A 17,717-nucleotide genomic window follows, 5' to 3' on the forward strand; every position below is an offset into this window, starting at 1 on the left:
GGCCCCGGGCCCCTGGTGCGGGGGCCCGGGGCCGGCGTCGGCTCACGGTCCGCCGGGGACCGTGTCGCCGATCGGGTCGCCGTTGACCCGCAGTCCGCTGGTGTGGGTCAGTGCCATCTCCAGGATCGGGTAGATCTCGAACAGGCGCCCCATGCCGAGTGCGTCGAGCACGCGCGCGGCGATGGGCGCGGGTTCGGCGAGCACCACGTGGCGCCCCTCAGCGGTGAGGGTCCTGAAGACCGACACGAGGGCGCTCACCCCGCTCGCGTCGAAGAAGTCGAGCCCCGACATGTCCACGACCAGGCAGTCGCACCGTGAGGCGTGCGCGGCCTGGAGCAGCCGATCGCGCATGCGGTCGGCGGTGGCGAGGTCCACCTCGCCGTGGACGGGCACGACCGTCACACCTGTACAGCGGAAACGCTCCTGGGCAGAGAACCGGGCATCCATCACCACTCGGGCCACCTCTCACCGGACGTAACCTTTCCACTACGCAACCGCGTACGAGATCGTAGCCTCTACAGAGAACCCCTGGGAGGCTTTCCGTGAGAAAAACCCGCGAAATCTCGCTGATATGGCCACCCGGTCAGGTTGGTGTCACCCTGTCCGGGGATGCCGGGACACACGGCTGCGGGTCCGCGGCTCCGGACCCCTCCTCATCTCTCTCGGACACTCCCGAACCCCCGGCCGCGCCGTGCTTTACGGTCGTGAATGCGGTAGAAGCAGTACATGTGACACCCGCAGGTGTCCGCGCCTCCGGGCCGGACCCCCGGGCCGACCTCAGGGACAGCAAGACGAAGGGAGGGAGCGGTGACCGCGTCCGGCCGTCAGACCGGGGGCACCCACCGCGCACCCGATGACCGAAACCGCCGACACACAGCCCGGCTGGCTCGCCCCCGAGGAACTGGAGAGCGTCCGGGGCCGGATGCCCGTCCTCTACGTCCAGGCGGTACCCGTCCGGGTGGACGAGGCGGGGCAGGTGACCCACATCGGCCTGCTCCTGCGCGCCACCCCGGACGGCAGTTTCCAGCGCTCGGTGGTCTCGGGCCGCGTGCTCTACCACGAGCGGGTGCGCGACGCCCTGCTCCGTCACCTGGAGAAGGACCTGGGCCCGGTGGCCCTGCCGCGCATCCCCGGCTCCCCGCAGCCGTTCACGGTCGCCGAGTACTTTCCCACCCCGGGCGTCACCCCGTTCCACGACGCCCGCCAGCACGCGGTGGCGCTGGCCTACATCGTCCCCGTCTCGGGCGACTGCCAGCCCCGCCAGGACGCGCTGGACCTGGTGTGGTTCACCCCGGAGGAGGCGGCCAGCCCGCAACTGCGCGAGGAGATGACGGGCGGCCAGGGGGTGCTGCTGCGCCAGGCGCTGGCCTACGTGGGCCACGCGCCCTGAGACCCGCCGCGCGGGCCGCGGCGGCCCCGCACGACCGTTGAGGGGTCGGCGCCGGAGCTTCTCCGGCGCCGACCCCTTTTCCCACCCCTGTTCCGTCCCTTATTATGACTGACCAGTCAGTCATTTAAGGAGCGGCGCCACCGTGAACCACACCCGCCCACCGGCCTCCGGTCCCGCCGCCGCGCGCGGACCGCGCACGGGCCCGCCCGCACCGCGCACCGGTCCCCTCGCACGCACCCTGCGCGGTCTCGCCACGGTCCTGGTCGGCCCCGACCCCTCCCCCGGCGAGACCGCGGCCACCCTGGTCTCCGCCGCGGCGGGCACCGCACTCGCCGTCGGGGCCTGTCTGGCCGCGGGCCTGCCGGCCGCGGCGACCGCGGTCACCGGGGTCGTCGCCCTCGACTTCTTCGGCGGCGCCGCGGCCACCTCGACGGCGGCGGCCGAACGGCGCTACCACGCGCCGGGCCGCACCCTCCGCCACCACCTGGGGTTCGTGGCCCTCCACGTCCAGCCCTTCGCCCTGGCCCTGTTCGTGCCCGGCTTCGACTGGTGGACCGCCACCGCCCTGTACCTGCTCGCCCTGGGGAGCGCGGCGGCCGTGGGCCTGGCCCCGCTCCCCCTGCGCCCGCCCGTCGCGTTCTGCGCCACGGCGACCGGCTCCGCCGCCGCCCTGCTGCTCCTGCCGGTGCCCGACGCCCTGTCCTGGCTGGCCCCGGTCATGCTCGTCAAACTCCTCCTGGGCCATATGCTCCCCGGAGCGGCACGGGGAGCGGCGGAGAGGGGAGCCCATGGCACCGAAGAGGGTCGACCGGGAGGCGAGGCGTGAGGAGATCCTCTCGGCCGCCGTACGCGTGTTCGCGCGCCGGGGGTTCGCCGCCACGAGGATCGAGGACGTCGCCGCCGAGGCCGGTATCGCCAAGGGCAGTGTCTACCTCTCCTTCGGCAGTCGCGACGAACTGCTGGCCGCCGCGTTCGCGCGGTTGGCCGAGCGCTCCGCGGGCGTGCTGGCACAGGCCTCCGCGCAGGGGGCCCCGGCGGTCGAACGGCTCGCCTCGCTCGTGCGGGCGGCCGTGGCCATGCTCGCCGACGAACCCGACCTCACGCGTGTGATGGTCGACCTGTGGGCGGCCGGCCGCCACGGCGGGGCCGCCGCCCCCCTCGACATGGCCTCGGTCTACCGCGAGTACCGGGGCGCGGTCGCCGACCTCCTCCGCCGCGCGGCCGACGAGGGCGACCTGCGCCCCGGTGTCGGCGAACCCGAGGCCACCGTGGTGGTCGGAGCGATCGAGGGCTGCCTCGTCCAGTGGCTGATGGACCCCGGCGTACGGCTGGACGGGCTCGCCGGCACCGTGGTCGAGGTCTGCCTGTCGGGCCTGCGCGCCGAGGGCGGGCCGACCGGGCCGTGACCGCCCTCCGGCGGGCCAGGGGGAGGACGCGGGGAGCCCCCGGCGCATAAGCTCGGACCCATGCCCGAACCGCTTGTCCCCGACGCCCTCGCCCTGGCCCGGGAGGCCGCCGGGAGCGGGGCCCGCAGGGCCGTGCTCGGCCTGACCGGCCCTCCCGCCGCGGGGAAGTCGACCCTCGCCCGCCACCTGGTGGCCGAGGTCTGCCGGGTGCTGGGGCCCGGGGCCGCCGGCTACCTGCCCATGGACGGCTTCCACCTGTCCAACGCCCAGCTCGACCGGCTGGGCAGGCTCGACCGCAAGGGCGCGCCGGACACCTTCGACGCGCACGGGTACGCGGCGCTCGTACGCCGCCTGCTGACCGAGGCGGACCACCCCGTCTACGTCCCCGACTACGACCGGACCCTGCACGAGCCGGTGGCGGCGCGGCACGTGATCGATCCGCACACGCGGCTGGTCGTGACCGAGGGCAACTACCTCGCGAGCGACGACGAGCCCTGGGCGGGGCTGCGGGGCCTGTTCGCCGGGCTCTGGTACGTGGAGGCCGACGACGGGCTGCGGGAGCGCAGGCTGCACCGGCGGCAGGTGTCGGGCGGGGCGAGCGAGGAGGCGGCCCGGGACTGGGTGGAGCGCAGCGACCGCCCCAACGGCGAGCTGGTCAAACGGTTCCGTGCGAACTGCACGCGGGTGGTGACGACGGGGACCGTGCCCCGGAGGTGAGTCCGGCCCCTCCGCCCGGGGCGTCCGCGGGAAGGGGCCGGGGCCGCGGGAGCGCCCCGACCCGGCACCGCGCCCCCGGCGCTCCCCGGTCCGCCGCGCGCGTCCCGGGGCCGCACCCGCCCCGCGTGACGGGTCTCACGCCCAGGGACGGGAACGCCTGGAACGAACGGCTTCCCCGCGTTCCGCCCGGGGGACACCAGACGGACACGAGCACCCCAGGCGTCCATATAGCGAGACAAATGTTTCACATAGTGTCCACCGGGGCTAGCATCCAGCCATCATCACAGCACTGACCTGGAAAGAAGTCCCATGACGGACGTCGCCCCACGCTCACCGGATGTGGCAGAGCCACCGACCAACCCCAGGCGCAAGGTCCTCACGGCCAGCCTCGTGGGCACGTCCATCGAGTTCTACGACTTCTACATCTACGCCACCGCCGCGGTCCTGGTCTTCCCGCTGCTGTTCTTCCCCGAGGGCGACATGCTGGCGGCGCGGCTCCAGTCGCTCGCCACCTTCGCGATCGCGTTCGTCGCCCGCCCCATCGGCTCCTGGGTGTTCGGGCACTTCGGCGACCGGATCGGCCGCAAGGCCACGCTGGTCGCCTCCCTGCTCACCATGGGCATCGCGACCGTCGGCATCGGCGTGCTGCCGACCTACGCGCAGGTGGGCGTCCTCGCCCCCGTCCTGCTGGCGGTCTGCCGGTTCGGCCAGGGCCTCGGCCTGGGCGGCGAGTGGGGCGGCGCGGCGCTGCTGGCGACCGAGAACGCCCCCGCCGGGAAGCGCGGCTTCTACGGCACGTTCCCGCAGCTGGGCGCCCCGATCGGGTTCTTCCTCGCCAACGGCGTGTTCCTGGCCCTGACCCAGACCATGAGCGACGAGACCTTCCTGGCCTGGGGCTGGCGGGTGCCGTTCCTGCTCTCGACCCTGCTGATCGTCGTCGGCCTCTGGGTCCGGCTGACCCTGCACGAGACCCCCGCGTTCGCCAAGGTCGTCGCCTCCGGGGAGCGGGTCAAGACCCCCATGGTCGAGGTGTTCCGCACCAGCTGGCGCGCGGTCGTCCTGGGGACCCTGATCATGGTCGCGACCTACGTGCTGTTCTACCTGATGACCGTGTTCTCGCTGGGCTTCGGCACCGACCCCGTGGACGGCTTGGGCTACGAGCGCTCACAGTTCCTGGTCTTCCTCATGATCGGCGTGGTGTTCTTCGCCCTGTTCACCCCGGTCTCGGGCCTCCTCGCGGACCGGTTCGGCCGCAAGCCCACCCTGATCGCGGTCACCGTCGCGATCATCGCCTTCGGCGTCGCGATGGGGCCGATGATGGCCGGCGGGGGCACGGTCGGGGTCATGGCCTTCCTGATCATCGGCCTGTCCCTGATGGGCCTGACCTTCGGCCCCATGGCAGCGGTCCTGCCGGAGCTGTTCCCGACCAACGTCCGCTACACCGGCGCCTCGGTCGCGTACAACCTGGCGGGCCTGCTCGGAGCCTCGTTCGCCCCCTACATCGCGACCTGGCTCGCGGGCACCTTCGGTCTGGCGTGGGTCGGCGGCTACCTGGTGCTCGTCAGTGTGATCACCCTCGTGGCCCTGCTGATCAGCCGCGAGACCCGGGACGACGACCTGGACGCCATCCCCGCCCGGGCGCGGTAGGACCCCAGCCCCTCCGACGGGCCGGCCGGCTGGAGCCGGCCGGCCCGTCCTCGTACGGGCGCTACGCGGCCAGGACCTCCGCGAGCAGGTCGCGGGACGTGAAGACGTGGCCGCGCATGCCGACCCCCTCCGCCGCGCGGATGTTGTCCTCCCGGTCGTCCACGAAGAGGATGCGCTCCGCGTCCGCTCCCAGCGCGTCCCGGCACCAGAGGTAGGCACCCTCCTCGGGCTTGGCGTGGCCGATGCGGCAGGAGAGGCCACGGACCCGGAAGCGGTCGAACCAGGGATGCTCGGCCTCGTAGTGGGCGGCCAGCTCCTCCGGGATGTTGGAGAGCAGGGCGACGGTCCGCCCCGCGTCCGCCAGCTCCGCGACCAGCGAGACCATGGCGGCGTCGACGGCGCTCCAGCTGGCGATGTCGGCCTCCACCAGGTCCGCGACCCGGCGCTCGTCGAAGCGGGCGCCCAGGGCCCGGCCCATCCTGTCCCAGTAGCCGGGGCCGTCCACATCGCCCCGGTCGTAGTCGGGGCGCAGGTCCCAGTACGCCTTCCAGAAGGCGGGCGCCGGCGCGTCCGCGACTCTCACCAACCGGTCCCTGCCCTCCTCCGACTGGTGGCACGCGATGACGCCGAAGAGGTCGAAGAGCACGATGTCGGGGGTCTGCCCGGGATGTTCGGAATGCACCATGCCGCCAGTGAACCCGACGGAGCTGCGCCCGGGCAAAGCGTCCCCGGGTCCCGCCCGCGGTCACGGCGGGCGTGGCCTCCGGACGCCACCGGGCACGGCCGCGGGGCCGCGCCTGGCCGCTTCCGGTCGCGCCGACGCGCCCCCCGGACGACCTCTTCGCCGTAGGCTCTGGCGCACCTGCCCCCTCCGCCCCGGGAGTCCCGTGTACGACGCAGCCCTCAAACTCGGTGCGGCCGTGGTCAAGGCCGCCTGCGGCCTCTGGCTCGGCAACCCCCTGGCGCAGAGCGCCGCCACGACCGTGGTCGACCTCGTCCAGGCCAAGGTCGCCGGCAAGCGGGACCAGCGCAGGCTGGAGCGCCGGTTCGCCGAGATCGAGGAGAGCATCGCCGACCGCGTGGTCGGACAGCTCGAGCACGAGTTCCACGGGCTGGACGACAACGAGCGCGAGGCGGCGGTGCTCGCCGTGGCCGACGCGTTCGAGCGTGCGGGGCTCACCGACCGCACCCTGTTCGAGCAGGACCTGGACCCGCTCCACCTGGAGCGGTACGTCCGGGAGCGCAGCCCCGGCGCCACCCGCGACCTGGGCGGCCCGGCCGTCGCCCTGTACGACCGGGTGCTCCCCGAAGCCTGCGCGTACGTCCTGGCCACCGCCTCCGCCCTGCCGCGCTTCCAGGCGGGGGCCTTCACCGAGCTGCTGCGCCGCGAGTCCCTGGTCCTCGAGCACCTGGAGGAGGTCCTGGACCGCCTGCCCGTGCGGGCCGAGGGGCGGGCCGAGGACCCCGGGACGGCGTTCACCACCGCCTACCTGCGCAAGGCGGCACAGCGCTGGGACGTGCTCGAGCTGTTCGGCGCCGACGTCGGCACCCGCAGCTACCCGCTGTCCCTGGCGTACCTGAGCCTGCGCGTGTCACGGGAGCCGGAGCATCCGCAGCCCGGGGACCGGTACGAGACAGGGGACAGCAGCGTCGAACAGGTCCTGGCCGCCCATCCGCGCACGTTCCTGCGCGGCCCGGCGGGATCGGGCAAGACCACGCTCCTGCGCTGGGTCGGGGTCAGGGCGAGCAGGGGCGACTTCCCGGAGGAGATGGCCTCCTGGAACGGGCTCGTGCCCTTCCTCGTGCCCCTGCGCGAGTACGTCGGACGCGATCTGCCCGAGCCTGCGGAGTTCGTCCGCCACACGGGACGGCACCTCGCCGACCAGGTCCCCCCGGGATGGGTCACCGGTCTGCTGGCCGAGGGGCGGGCCGTGGTCCTGGTGGACGGGGTGGACGAACTCCCGAGAGGGCAGCGGGAGTCCGCGCGGCGCTGGCTGCGGGACCTCCTGGCGGACTTTCCGTCGTGCCGGTACGTGGTCACGGCACGGCCCGGGGCAGCCGGGGCGCGGTGGCTGGACGCCGAGGGCTTCGCCGGCGCCGACCTCCAGCCGCTCGGGGACGGGGACGTACGGGCGTTCGTCCACCACTGGCACGAGGCGGTGCGCGGCGGGACCGCCGACGCGGACGAGCGCGCGCTGCTCACCCGCCACGAGCACGAACTCGGCAGGAAGGTCACGGGCCAGCGGCACCTGCGCGCCATCGCGTCTACCCCCTTGCTCTGCGCCCTCCTGTGCGCCCTGTACCGGGACCGGCGCACGGTGCTGCCCCGGGACCGGATGGAGGTGTACGAGGCCGCGCTCGCCATGCTCCTCAAGGACCGCGACCAGCAGCGCGGCATCGAGGGCGTGGACCTGTCCCGCCGGGAACTGGTCCTGCTGCTTCAGGAACTCGCCCGGTGGCTGGTCGTCAACGGCAGCTCCGACGCGCCCGTCGAGACCGTGCGGCGCCAGGTCGCCCGGTCGCTCGCTTCGATGCACCGCGTCGAGCAGGCGCCGGAGGAGGTCTACACCCACCTGGTGGTGCGCAGCGGCCTGCTGCACACGCCCACCGCCGACCGGGTGAGCTTCCTGCACCGCACGTTCGAGGAGTACCTGGCCGCCAAGGCGCTGGTGGAGGAGGACAGCTTTCCGCTGCTGGTGCGCAACGCCCACGACGACCAGTGGCACGAGGTGGTGGTGATGGCGGCGGGCCACGCCACCCCCGCCCAGCGGGAGGAGCTGATCCGGGGGCTCCTCGACCGCTCCGACCGGGTCCGCGCCCACCGGGACCGGCTGCTGATCGTGGCGTTCGCCTGTCTGGAGACGTCGCCGCAGCTGTCGAGGGTCCTGGGCGAGGAGATCCGGGAAAGGGTCAGGGGGATCCTGCCGCCGCGCACGCGCGCCCACGTGCACGCGCTGTCACTGGTCGGCGAGTTCGCCCTGCCCCTCCTCCGGGAGATACCGCCCGCCAACGCCCGGCAGGCGGAGAAGGTGATCGAAGCTGCCACGGCCATCGGCGGGCCGGATACCGTGCCGGTCATCGGGAAGGCGCTCGACTTCGACTCGGAACGGGTCTTCGTCGCCGCGCTGAGGGCATGGTGGGAAAACCAGGACAAGGCTCTGGCGGACGTGTTCCTGTCACAGGCCGGAGCTCGTCGAGAGAACTACTACATTCCCGTCCCGGCGGACGATATCGATCTCCTCGTCCGCCATCTCCCTGAACGCGCCCGCGTCTGCGTCCAGGGACGTACCGGGGACGGGATCGGCGGTATCGTCCGGCTGCCCCGTACGACCAGCGTGGAACTGCGCGCTCGGGACCACCACGAATGGCACGGCATCGACCTCGCGCCGCTCCGGGAACTCCCGGCGCTGAGAAGCCTCGACGTGGACGGCGACGCCTCCGTCCGGTCGGTCGCCCCCCTGGCCCGGGCACCCCTCCATGGGCTCTCACTCAGCCATCCCGACCGCACCCGCGACCTGGAGCTGCTGCGCGACTCTGAGACATTGGCCCATCTGGAGTTCGGTCTCGCCCTGCCCGCCCTTCCGCTCAGCGAGATCAGCCCGCCCGGCGTGACATCGTTCTCCTGCGCGAACATGCGGTTGGGCGATCTGTCCTACCTGGCCGACGCTCCAGGGACGCTCACGAAGGTCGGTGTCAGGAACTGCTCCGGCTTCCAGAGCCTCACCGGCCTGGAGGGCCAGAGGGAATCACTCCTCCAGTTCAGTCATCGTGCCCGGATGGAACCGGAGGTCCCGGACCTGCGTGAGCTGATCCGCTTCGAAAACCTCACGCTCCTGCGCCTGGATGCGCGGACCGCGACGGAGAACCAGAGGTGGATCAGCAAGATCCCCCGCCTGAAGTTCCTCTCCCTGGATTTCCGCGACTCGACCGCTGTGGCTCCGTCCTGGGTCCGGGCCATCCCCGGATTGCACACCCTGAGCCTCCCGTGCTCGGGCTCCCTGGACGTGCGTCCACTCGCCGGGGCGCGCGATCTCACCGTCAGGGTCTTTCCCCGGACCCGGGTGATCGGAGCGGATCTCCTCGGTGAGGGCTCGACCCTGCGAAGGGGGTTCGTCCCCGCCCTCCCCTGAGAAGGGGCGGCCCCGCGCGAACGGCCGCGCCGACCCCCTGGTCGGCGCGGCCGCGGCTCCCGGCTACCTGGCGGGGAGGATCCGGCCTGTCACCTCGCCGAAGTGCACCACCGTCCCGCCCGGCCCCGGCGCGGTCGCGGTGATGACCACCTCGTCGCCGTCCTCCAGGAAGGCGCGCTCGGTGCCGTCGGGCAGGCGCAGCGGCTCCTTGCCGCTCCAGGTCAGCTCCAGGAGGGAGCCGCGCTGGTCCGGCTCCGGGCCGCTGACTGTTCCGGAGGCGAAGACGTCCCCGGTGCGCAGGGAGGCCCCGTTGACGGTCATGTGGGCGAGCTGCTGCGCGGCGGTCCAGTACATCTGGTCGAAGGGCGGGTTCGACACCACGTGACCGTTGAGCCGTACCTCCAGGCGCAGGTCCAGGCCCCAGGGCCGTGTGCCCCGCAGGTAGGGCAGCGGCTCGGGGTCCTGGGCGGGCTGCTCGACCCGGGCTGCCTCCAGGGCGGCGACGGGCACGACCCAGGGGGAGACGGAGGTGGCGAACGACTTGCCCAGGAACGGGCCCAGCGGCACGTACTCCCAGGCCTGGAGGTCCCGGGAGGACCAGTCGTTGAGCAGGAAGACCCCGAACACGTGGTCGGCGAAGGAGTCCACCGGCACGCTCTCGCCCATCGGGCTGGGCGTGCCCACGACGAACCCGACCTCGGCCTCGATGTCCAGGCGCACGGACGGCCCGAACATCGGTGCGGGCTCGGTCGGCGGCTTGCGCTGGCCGGTGGGGCGCACGATGTCGGTGCCCGACACCACGATGGTCCCCGAGCGGCCGTGGTAGCCGATCGGGAGGTGCTTCCAGTTCGGGGTGAGGGGCTCCTGGTCGGGGCGGAAGATCCGGCCGACGTTGGTGGCGTGGTGCTCCGAGGCGTAGAAGTCCACGTAGTCGGCCACGGTGAACGGCAGGTGCAGGCGCACCGACGACCGGTCCACCAGGTGCGGGCGGACGGCGTCGGCGTGGACGGGGTCGGTCAGCCACGCGGTGAGGGCGGTCCGCACCTGCTCCCACACGGGGCGTCCGGCCGCCAGCAGGGCGTCCAGGCCGGGCCCGGCGACGGTGTCCGCGAACGGGGCGCCCAGTGCGCGGGCCGTGCCGCCGAGGTCCAGGACGTGTTCCCCGATGGCCACGCCCACGCGCGGACCGGGGTCGGAGGCGGTGCTGAACACCCCGTAGGGCAGGGTGGCCGGGCCGAACTGGGCGTCCGGGTCGAGGTCGAGCCAGCTGTCGGGCATGAGCGGTGCTTTCTGGGAGTGGGCGTTCTGTGGTCCGGGGTCCGGGGCGGTCCGGCCGGGGAGCCGCCCCGGAGCCGGTCAGTGGTGCAGGGCCCGCCGGGGCCGGGGTGCGGGCAGGGCTCCGAGGACGACCAGGTCCTCCAGCGGCTCGGTGACGCTGCACGTGCCGAAGGACCGGAAGCGTCCCCGCACCTCCTCCGCCGCGCCGTCGGTGAGCCCGGCGGCGAGGCCGGCCACGGTCGTGCCGTCCCGTTCGGCCAGGATCCGGGCGGCGTCGCCGGAACCGCCGCCGTCGAGGAGGGCGCCGGTCGCGAGGAGCACGTTGAGGAACCCGTGCTGCTCGAACCCCTCCCGGGTCGTGTGGCGGACCGCGTGGTGGAGCCCGGCGGTGCACTTGAACGGCAGGCCCAGGGCGACGGCCGCGTGCAGGAGCTCCGCGAGCTCGTCCTCGCCGGGGTGTGCCTCCGGGGTGAGTCCTCCGGTGCGGAACTTGGCGCTGTGGCCGCTGCCGGCCAGTGCCTCCAGGTCCTCGCGCACGCCTGCCCCGCGGGAGACCTCCACGAAGCCCTCGGCGCCCCCCGGCAGGTGGGAGTCCAGCGCCCCGGCCGCCTCCCGGGCGCAGCCGGGCGCCGCCGCGACCTCGACACCCGCCAGGCGCAGGGCCGGGTCGGCGAGGACCGCGTCGACGGCCGCCCCCACCGTGCCCGCGCCGCCGGGGACGGTGACGGCCACCGCCAGGGGGGCGCGGCCGTCGTCCTCCGGCTCCCTGCCCAGGACGGCGCGCAGCTCGGCCACGCGCGCGTCGGCGACCAGGAAGGGGCCCACGTACCCGGCCCGGGGGCCCGCCAGGTGGGCCCGGTGGGCGGGCAGCGCCTCGCCCATCGGCGCGTTGCCCGGCGGGAACAGGGCCGCGTCGTCGAACAGCTTCCGGTAGAGGGCGCCGCTCATGACCGGTTCCCCCTTCCCCCGGCCCAGGTCCACGCGTATCCGCCGTCGTCGCTCGCGACGCCGCCCTCCCCGAGGTCGAGCGGGCGGAAGGTGTCCACCATGACGGCGAGCTCGTCGAAGGACTCGGCGCCGATGCTGCGCTCGTAGGCGCCGGGCTGCGGCCCGTGGGAGTGGCCGCCGGGGTGCAGGGAGACGGAGCCCTGGCCGATGCCGGAGCCCTTGCGGGCCTCGTAGTCGCCGCCGCAGTAGAACATGACCTCGTCGGAGTCCACGTTCGAGTGGTAGTAGGGCACCGGGATGGCGCCGGGGTGGTAGTCCACCTTGCGGGGGACGAAGTTGCAGATGACGAAGTTGTGGCCCTCGAACACCTGGTGGACGGGCGGCGGCTGGTGGACGCGGCCGGTGATGGGCTGGAAGTCGGCGATGTTGAAGGCGTACGGGTACAGGCAGCCGTCCCAGCCGACGACGTCGAACGGGTGCTGGGGGTAGGTGTACCGGGTGCCGGAGATCCCGCCGGGGCCGTTGCCCCGGTGCTTGATGAGTACGTCGACGTCCTCGCCCTCGGCCAGCAGCGGCTCGGAGGGGCCGCGCAGGTCGCGTTCGCAGTAGGGGGAGTGCTCCAGGAGCTGGCCGTACCTGGACAGGTAGCGCTTGGGCGGGGCGATGTGGCTGTTGGCCTCCACCACGTACGCGCGGAGCGGCTCCTCGCCGGTGGGCACCCAGCGGTGGGTGGTCGCGCGCGGCAGGATGACGTAGTCGCCCTGACCGACCTCCAGGAGGCCGAACACGGTCTCCACCCGGGCGCTGCCGGACTCCACGTACACGCACTCGTCGCCGATGCCGTTGCGGTACAGCTCGGAGGGGGCGCCCGCGACCACGTAGGAGATGCGCACGTCGTCGTTGCCCAGGACGAGGCGGCGCGACTCGACGACGTCGGCGGCCTTCCAGTCCTCGCCGGTGAACAGGTCGTGGAGGCGGAGGTGGCGCGGGACCATCGGCGCGTTGCGGGTGCGGGTCTGGGCGGGCACCTCCCATTCGGCCGCGGCGACGATGGCCGAGGGGATGGCGCGGTGGTAGAGGAGCGAGGAGTCGGAGGAGAACCCCTCCTCCCCCATCAGCTCCTCGTAGTACAGCCCGCCTTCGGGGTTGCGGTGCTGGGTGTGGCGGGTGCGGGGCACCTCGCCGATCCGTCGGTAGTGGGCCATGGCGGTTCTCTCCTCACCGTGGGCTGGTCCGGGCCGACCGTGGTCGTACCCGTGCTGGGCTGTCGTGGTTCGGGTTCCTGGTCCGGTGCGGACGGCGGCCCGGCCCGCCCCGGGGGCGGGCACGGAACCGGGGCCGGCGGAGGGTCAGGCGGTCGGGGCCGACCGCTCGGGGCGGGCGGTCTCCGCGGGGGACGCGGGGGCCTCCGCCGCGGCGAGGCCGAGGCAGGTGCGGACGGCGGTGCGGACGGCGCCGTGGTCCGCTCCGGGGACGACGGCGGCGACATGGGCGTCGGGGCGCACCAGCCACACCTGTCCGGGTTCGGGCGCCAGCGCGGCGGCGAGCGCGCCCGTGGTGTCGATCCCGTCGAGGTAGAGGGCGGTGACGGGGGCCCGGGTCGCCTCCTGCGCGGCGCCGCGCGCGCCGTCCAGGAAGGAGGCCGGGTCGAGGCCGGCGGGGGCGGCGCCCAGGAGGAGGGTGAGCCCCTCGCGCAGCAGCGGCCGGATCCGCTCCGCCGCGCCGGGAGCGGTGACCGGGGCGTCGGGAAGGATCACACCGGGGCACGGGGAGGGGGTCGCGCCCCTCGGCGGCCGTCCGCCGAAGGGGCGTTCGGGGCACGGGGTGGTCAGGGACGACTCCGTGTACCAGAAGGGTTCGGCGAGGCGGCCGGAGTCGACCAGGGCCCGGGCGGAGTCGTCCGTGAGGGCCCGTTCGAGCACGCCGACGCGGGTGCTGTGCTCCTCGTCCCCGTGGGGGACGAGGAAGCGCATGGTCGCACCGGTGACCTCGGCGTTCTCCCGCGCCGCGGCGTGGCGTTCGGCGTGGTAGCTCTCCAGGAGGTCCTCCCCCGCCCATCCGGCGAGGACGTAGGCGAGCTTCCAGGCGGCGTTCTCGGCGTCCTGGACCCCGGAGTTGAGCCCGCGGGCGCCGAAGGGCGCGACCAGGTGGGCGTTGTCGCCGAGGAGCAGGACGCGTCCCTCGCGCATGCGCTCGACGACGCGGGTGTGGAACCGGTACACCGAGTGCCAGACGATCTCGTAGGGCGTGTCCCCGACGATCTGGCGGATGCGCGCGTCCAGGCGCCCGTCCGACTCCTCCGCCTCCAGATCGAAGTCGGCCGGGACCTGCCAGTCGATGCGGTACACCGAGTCCGGGCAGGGATGGATGAGGACCTGTCGGCCCGGGTTCCATGCGGGGTCGAAGTAGAAGCGGCGTTCGCGCTCCCACCCGGGGAGGTCGGCGCGGATGTCGCAGATGAGGAAGCGGTCCTCGAAGGTGGTCCCGTCGAAGGACAGCCCGAGCGCGTCGCGGACCACGCCGCCGTGGGCGCCCAGGCAGGAGAGCGCGTGGGAGCCGCGCAGCAGGACGGGCCCCCCGGGGGTGTCGCACTCGACGGTGACGCCGCGCGCGTCCTGGGCGATGCCGGTGACCCGGTGGTTCCACCGGGTCCGCACCCCCGCCGCGGCCAGGCGCTCGTCCAGGACCTCCTCGGTGCGGGACTGGGAGATGTTGACGAACGGGGGCAGGGGCGAGGCCCCCGGGTCGGCGAGGTGGACGCTGAACAGCTCGTTCTCGCGGTAGAAGGTGCGGGCCGTGTCCCAGGTGACGCCCTCCTCCACGAGGCCGCCCGCGCCCAGCCAGTCCCAGACGTCGAGGACGTCGCGCTGCTGGCAGATGGCCTTGGAGCCCACGGCGTCCCGTTCGGGGCGTCCGTCCAGGAGCTGGACGGGGACGCCGCGCCGGGCGAGCAGCAGGGCGGCCGTCTGGCCGACCGGTCCCGCTCCGAGCACCAGGACGGGGTCGGCGCCGGGGTCGGCGGGGGTGCGTGGAGCGGGGGGTCGCATGTCGGGCTCCGTTCGGTCTGGGCGCCCGGCGGGGCGCGGAGTGGAGTGGAGTGGATGGGAGGCGGTCGGCGCCGGACCCGTGCCGGACGGGTCCGGCCGGATCATCCCTGGAGCTGGGCCCACACCTCGCGGTCGCGCTCGGCCGTCCAGATGACGGGCCGCTCGATACCGCGGAACTCGTCCCACAGGCGCGAGACGTCGAAGGGCAGGCAGTGCTCGAAGATGGGCCAGTGGCCGTAGTCGCCCTCGAGCGCCGCGTGCGTGGCGGTGAAGGCCTCCTTGAGGGTGCCGCCGCGCTCGTGGACGGCCCCGACCTCGCGGATCATCACGTCGAGGAAGTTGCGGGTCTGCTCGATGGCGGCGTCGACCTCGTCGCGGCCCCTGCTGACGGCGCCGCGCCCGCCGACGAGCATCTCGGCACCGAGCGCCTTGACCCGGTCCAGGGTCTGCCCGGCCCAGTCCTTGTGGAAGGCGTCGCCGGTGTAGAGGGCGGCCTGCGCCTCGACGAGGTCGCCGGCGAAGAGGATCTTCTGCCGGGGCAGCCAGGCGACGATGTCGCCCTCGGTGTGGCCCCGCCCGAAGTACTGCAGGACGAGTTCTCCGCGGTCGCCGCCCAGGTCGATGGTGGTGCGGTCGGCGAAGGTCTGCGTGGGCCAGGTGAGGCCGGGGACGGAGTCGGCGTCCTTGGCCAGGCGGGGCATGCGGCCGAACTCGCTGGCCCAGTCCTCCTCGCCCCGCTCGCGGATGAGTTCGTGGGTCTTCTCGTGGGTGAGGATGATCTCGGCGTCGAAGGCGCTGGCCCCGAGGACCCGCACCGCGTGGTAGTGGGAGAGCACCAGGTAGCGGACCGGCTTGTCGGTCTGCTCGCGCAGGACCTTCAGCCAGTCGCGTGCGGCGGCGGGGGTGGCGAGGGCCTCGAAGGCGACGACGAAGTCCTCGCCCTCGATGGCGCCGACGTTGGGGTCGCCCTCCGCGGTCAGCGCGTAGACCCCGTCGGCCAGGACCTCCAGTGTCTGCGGCTTGGCCTCGGTGTCGGCGGAGGAGGCGAACGGCTTGGCTGCCATGGTCTGAGGACCCTTCACTCGCTCAGGATGGCCGCGGCCACCCAATTGATCAAAGGTTTGATGATCATGACCCTAACGTGCTCCACGCCACAGGACCAAGAGACGCGGAGCCACCAGTGGAGTGATACAGGTCACACACCAAGGCTACCCGGGGAACCACTCCGACCAGCTCGTTCGCCTGTCCCACCCGCCCCACGACCACCGCGCACCCCGCCGAAGGAGCATCGCGGTCCCGGTCCCGCCCCGGGCTCCCGCCGGGGCGCCGGCGTGCCCGCGCGCCGCTCCGGCCCGCCGCGACACGGGGCCGGAGCGTGCGTTCCCCGGCCCGCGGACGCGCCGCACCAGGGGTTAGGCTGGGCGCCGTGACCCACGACACCGCCCCCCCAAGCGATCTCACCTTCTGGTCGTTCGTCGACTACGCGGTGCGGAAGGCCGAACAGGAACTGCCCTCCGTCAACGCCGACGCCATGCGCATGGTCCTGACCCTCAACCGGGCCACGAGCATGGTCGTCTACGACCTGGAGTCCTCCGTCCACCGCCCGCGCGGTCTCACCTGGCCGGGGTTCCGGGTGATCTTCGCGCTGTGGCTGGCCGGCCCCATGGAGGCCAAGACCACCGCCGAGATCTCCGGCATGAGCCGGGCGGCCCTGTCCGCGCTCCTCAACACCCTCGAACGCGACGGGCTGATCGTCCGCGAACGCGCCACCCACGACCGGCGCGCCCTCCAGCTCACCCTCACCGAGGCCGGGTACGGGGCGATCCTCGGCGGCTTCCGCGCGCACAACAGGCGCGAGACCGCCTGGGCCGCCGCCCTCGAACCCGAGGAGCGTACCGAGCTGGTCCGCCTGCTCAACAAGCTCATGGCCGGGTCCACCGAGGCCAAGGCCAAGTTCCGCAACTGACCCGCACGCCTGCGCCCCGGGCCGCCCGGAGCCGGCGGGCCCCGGCCGAGGCGGAGTCCGCTCCGACCCGGATTGGACCTTGAGCGCCGTCCCGCGAACGGCGAGCATCGGACCATGCACAACACAGGCCGCGACCGCCTCCGCTCCGCGCAGAGCCAGTTCTCCCCCGAGACGACCTACCTCAACACCGCCACCCACGGGCTGACCCCCCGCACGGCCCTCCTCGCACTGGAGCGGCACCTGCGCTCGGTGGGCGCCGGACGGTTCTCCCCCGCGGAGGCGGACCCCGGCATCGCCGCGGCCCGCGGCGCCTATGCCCGCCTCACGGGCGTTCCCGTCGAACGGGTGGCCATCGGCTCCCACGCCTCCCAGTTCGTCGGGACGATCGCCGCGAGCCTGCCGCCCGGTTCCGAGGTCCTGACCGCCGCCCGCGAGTTCAGCTCCGTGGTCCACCCCTTCCTCGCCCGGGAGCCGCACGGCGTCCGGGTGCGCGAGGTGCCCCTGGACCGGCTGGCCGACGAGGTCGGCCCGGGCACCGCCCTGGTCGCCGTCTCGGCGGTGCAGTCCTCCGACGGCGCCGTCGCCCCGGTGGAGGACCTCCTGGAGGCCTGCGCCCACCACGGGGCGCGGCTGATGCTGGACACCACCCAGGCGGGATGGCTGCCCCTCCCCCTGGAGCGGGTCGACTACACCGTGTGCAGCACCTACAAGTGGCTGCTGGGGCCGCGCGGCTCGGCCTTCCTCACCGCGACCGCGGAGGCGCTGGCCGGGCTCGGCCCCCTGGCCGCGAACTGGTACGCCGCCGCCGACCCGTGGAACTCCCTCTACGGAGGCCCCCTGGAGCTCGCCGGCGGGGCGCGGCGCCTGGACCTGGCCCCCGTGTGGTTCTCGTGGGTCGGGTTGGCGCCCGCCCTGGAGCTGGTCGAGGAGGTCGGCCTCGAGACGGTCCGCGAACACGACGCCGGACTCGGCGACCGGCTGCTCACGGCACTGGACCTCCCGCCGGCCGGGTCGGCGATCGTGTCCCTGGCCGTGTCCGAGGACCTGTCCCGGAAGGTCGCCGAGGCCGGGATCGCCGCGTCCACCCGCGCCGGACGGCTCAGGGTGTCCTTCCACCTGTACAACACCGAGGAGGAGGTGGACCGGCTCGTCAAGGTCCTGACCTCCTGAGACCCCGGGCTCCCGCTC

Annotated in this window: 15 protein-coding genes; 8 read left to right on the plus strand and 7 right to left on the minus strand. The window is 73.6% G+C overall.

Annotated features, from left to right (window positions below; all coding sequences use genetic code 11):
• Positions 1–42: 42 nt before the first annotated feature.
• The gene (locus ABZ234_RS20010) at positions 43–402 is read right to left on the minus strand and encodes an STAS domain-containing protein (protein ID WP_267944557.1); all 360 of its coding nucleotides are present in this window, start codon (positions 400–402) and stop codon (positions 43–45) included.
• A 451-nt stretch (positions 403–853) separates the two neighbouring features.
• On the opposite strand from ABZ234_RS20010, the gene ABZ234_RS20015 reads away from it, so the two are divergent.
• The 5 genes from ABZ234_RS20015 to ABZ234_RS20035 all read left to right on the plus strand — a co-directional run bounded on the left by ABZ234_RS20015 (position 854) and on the right by ABZ234_RS20035 (position 5,160).
• Positions 854–1,390, plus strand: coding sequence for an NUDIX hydrolase family protein (locus ABZ234_RS20015; protein WP_267944558.1), 537 nt, complete (start codon positions 854–856; stop codon positions 1,388–1,390).
• 142 nt (positions 1,391–1,532) lie between these two features.
• Positions 1,533–2,216: a hypothetical protein gene (locus ABZ234_RS20020; protein WP_344176060.1), complete on the plus strand. Its 684-nt coding sequence runs from the start codon at positions 1,533–1,535 to the stop codon at positions 2,214–2,216.
• A complete protein-coding gene (locus ABZ234_RS20025) occupies positions 2,179–2,796 on the plus strand; it encodes a TetR/AcrR family transcriptional regulator (protein WP_355013071.1) in 618 nt (205 codons plus the stop codon). Before ABZ234_RS20020 ends, ABZ234_RS20025 begins: the two co-directional genes overlap by 38 nt.
• 60 nt (positions 2,797–2,856) lie before the next feature.
• Positions 2,857–3,513: a nucleoside/nucleotide kinase family protein gene (locus ABZ234_RS20030; protein WP_267944561.1), complete on the plus strand. Its 657-nt coding sequence runs from the start codon at positions 2,857–2,859 to the stop codon at positions 3,511–3,513.
• 309 nt (positions 3,514–3,822) lie between these two features.
• On the plus strand, positions 3,823–5,160 hold the full coding sequence (locus tag ABZ234_RS20035) for an MFS transporter (protein WP_267944562.1): 1,338 nt from the start codon (positions 3,823–3,825) through the stop codon (positions 5,158–5,160).
• 61 nt (positions 5,161–5,221) lie between these two features.
• Here ABZ234_RS20035 and ABZ234_RS20040 read toward each other — a convergent pair whose 3' ends face one another.
• A complete protein-coding gene (locus ABZ234_RS20040) occupies positions 5,222–5,845 on the minus strand; it encodes an HAD-IA family hydrolase (RefSeq protein WP_355013072.1) in 624 nt (207 codons plus the stop codon).
• Positions 5,846–6,047: 202 nt separating this feature from the next.
• On the opposite strand from ABZ234_RS20040, the gene ABZ234_RS20045 reads away from it, so the two are divergent.
• Positions 6,048–9,290, plus strand: a complete 3,243-nt coding sequence (locus tag ABZ234_RS20045; RefSeq protein ID WP_355013073.1) for an NACHT domain-containing protein — start codon at positions 6,048–6,050, stop codon at positions 9,288–9,290.
• Positions 9,291–9,353: 63 nt separating this feature from the next.
• On the opposite strand, the gene fahA is transcribed toward ABZ234_RS20045, so the two are convergent.
• The 5 genes from fahA to ABZ234_RS20070 all read right to left on the minus strand — a co-directional run bounded on the left by fahA (position 9,354) and on the right by ABZ234_RS20070 (position 15,627).
• On the minus strand, positions 9,354–10,568 hold the full coding sequence (gene fahA / locus ABZ234_RS20050) for a fumarylacetoacetase (protein WP_355013074.1): 1,215 nt from the start codon (positions 10,566–10,568) through the stop codon (positions 9,354–9,356).
• A 78-nt stretch (positions 10,569–10,646) separates the two neighbouring features.
• Entirely contained in the window at positions 10,647–11,516 is an 870-nt protein-coding gene (locus ABZ234_RS20055; RefSeq protein WP_355013075.1) for a hypothetical protein, read from the minus strand.
• Positions 11,513–12,721 (minus strand): cupin domain-containing protein, encoded by a 1,209-nt coding sequence (locus ABZ234_RS20060; protein ID WP_355013076.1) that lies wholly within the window; start codon positions 12,719–12,721, stop codon positions 11,513–11,515. Before ABZ234_RS20060 ends, ABZ234_RS20055 begins: the two co-directional genes overlap by 4 nt.
• Positions 12,722–12,865: 144 nt before the next feature.
• Complete coding sequence (locus ABZ234_RS20065; RefSeq protein WP_355013077.1) at positions 12,866–14,563, minus strand: FAD-dependent monooxygenase; 1,698 nt, start codon at positions 14,561–14,563, stop codon at positions 12,866–12,868.
• Positions 14,564–14,664: 101 nt separating this feature from the next.
• On the minus strand, positions 14,665–15,627 hold the full coding sequence (locus ABZ234_RS20070) for an MBL fold metallo-hydrolase (protein ID WP_267944569.1): 963 nt from the start codon (positions 15,625–15,627) through the stop codon (positions 14,665–14,667).
• A gap of 362 nt (positions 15,628–15,989) precedes the next feature.
• Here ABZ234_RS20070 and ABZ234_RS20075 point away from each other — a divergent pair, with 362 nt between their 5' ends.
• Together ABZ234_RS20075 and ABZ234_RS20080 are read left to right on the plus strand one after the other, a co-directional pair.
• On the plus strand, positions 15,990–16,529 hold the full coding sequence (locus ABZ234_RS20075) for a MarR family winged helix-turn-helix transcriptional regulator (RefSeq protein WP_267944570.1): 540 nt from the start codon (positions 15,990–15,992) through the stop codon (positions 16,527–16,529).
• 114 nt (positions 16,530–16,643) lie between these two features.
• A complete protein-coding gene (locus ABZ234_RS20080) occupies positions 16,644–17,699 on the plus strand; it encodes an aminotransferase class V-fold PLP-dependent enzyme (RefSeq protein WP_355013078.1) in 1,056 nt (351 codons plus the stop codon).
• The last annotated feature ends 18 nt before the right edge of the window (positions 17,700–17,717 follow it).

It is taken from the genome of Nocardiopsis sp. NPDC006198 (assembly GCF_040613895.1).
Lineage (GTDB): Bacteria > Actinomycetota > Actinomycetes > Streptosporangiales > Streptosporangiaceae > Nocardiopsis > Nocardiopsis tropica.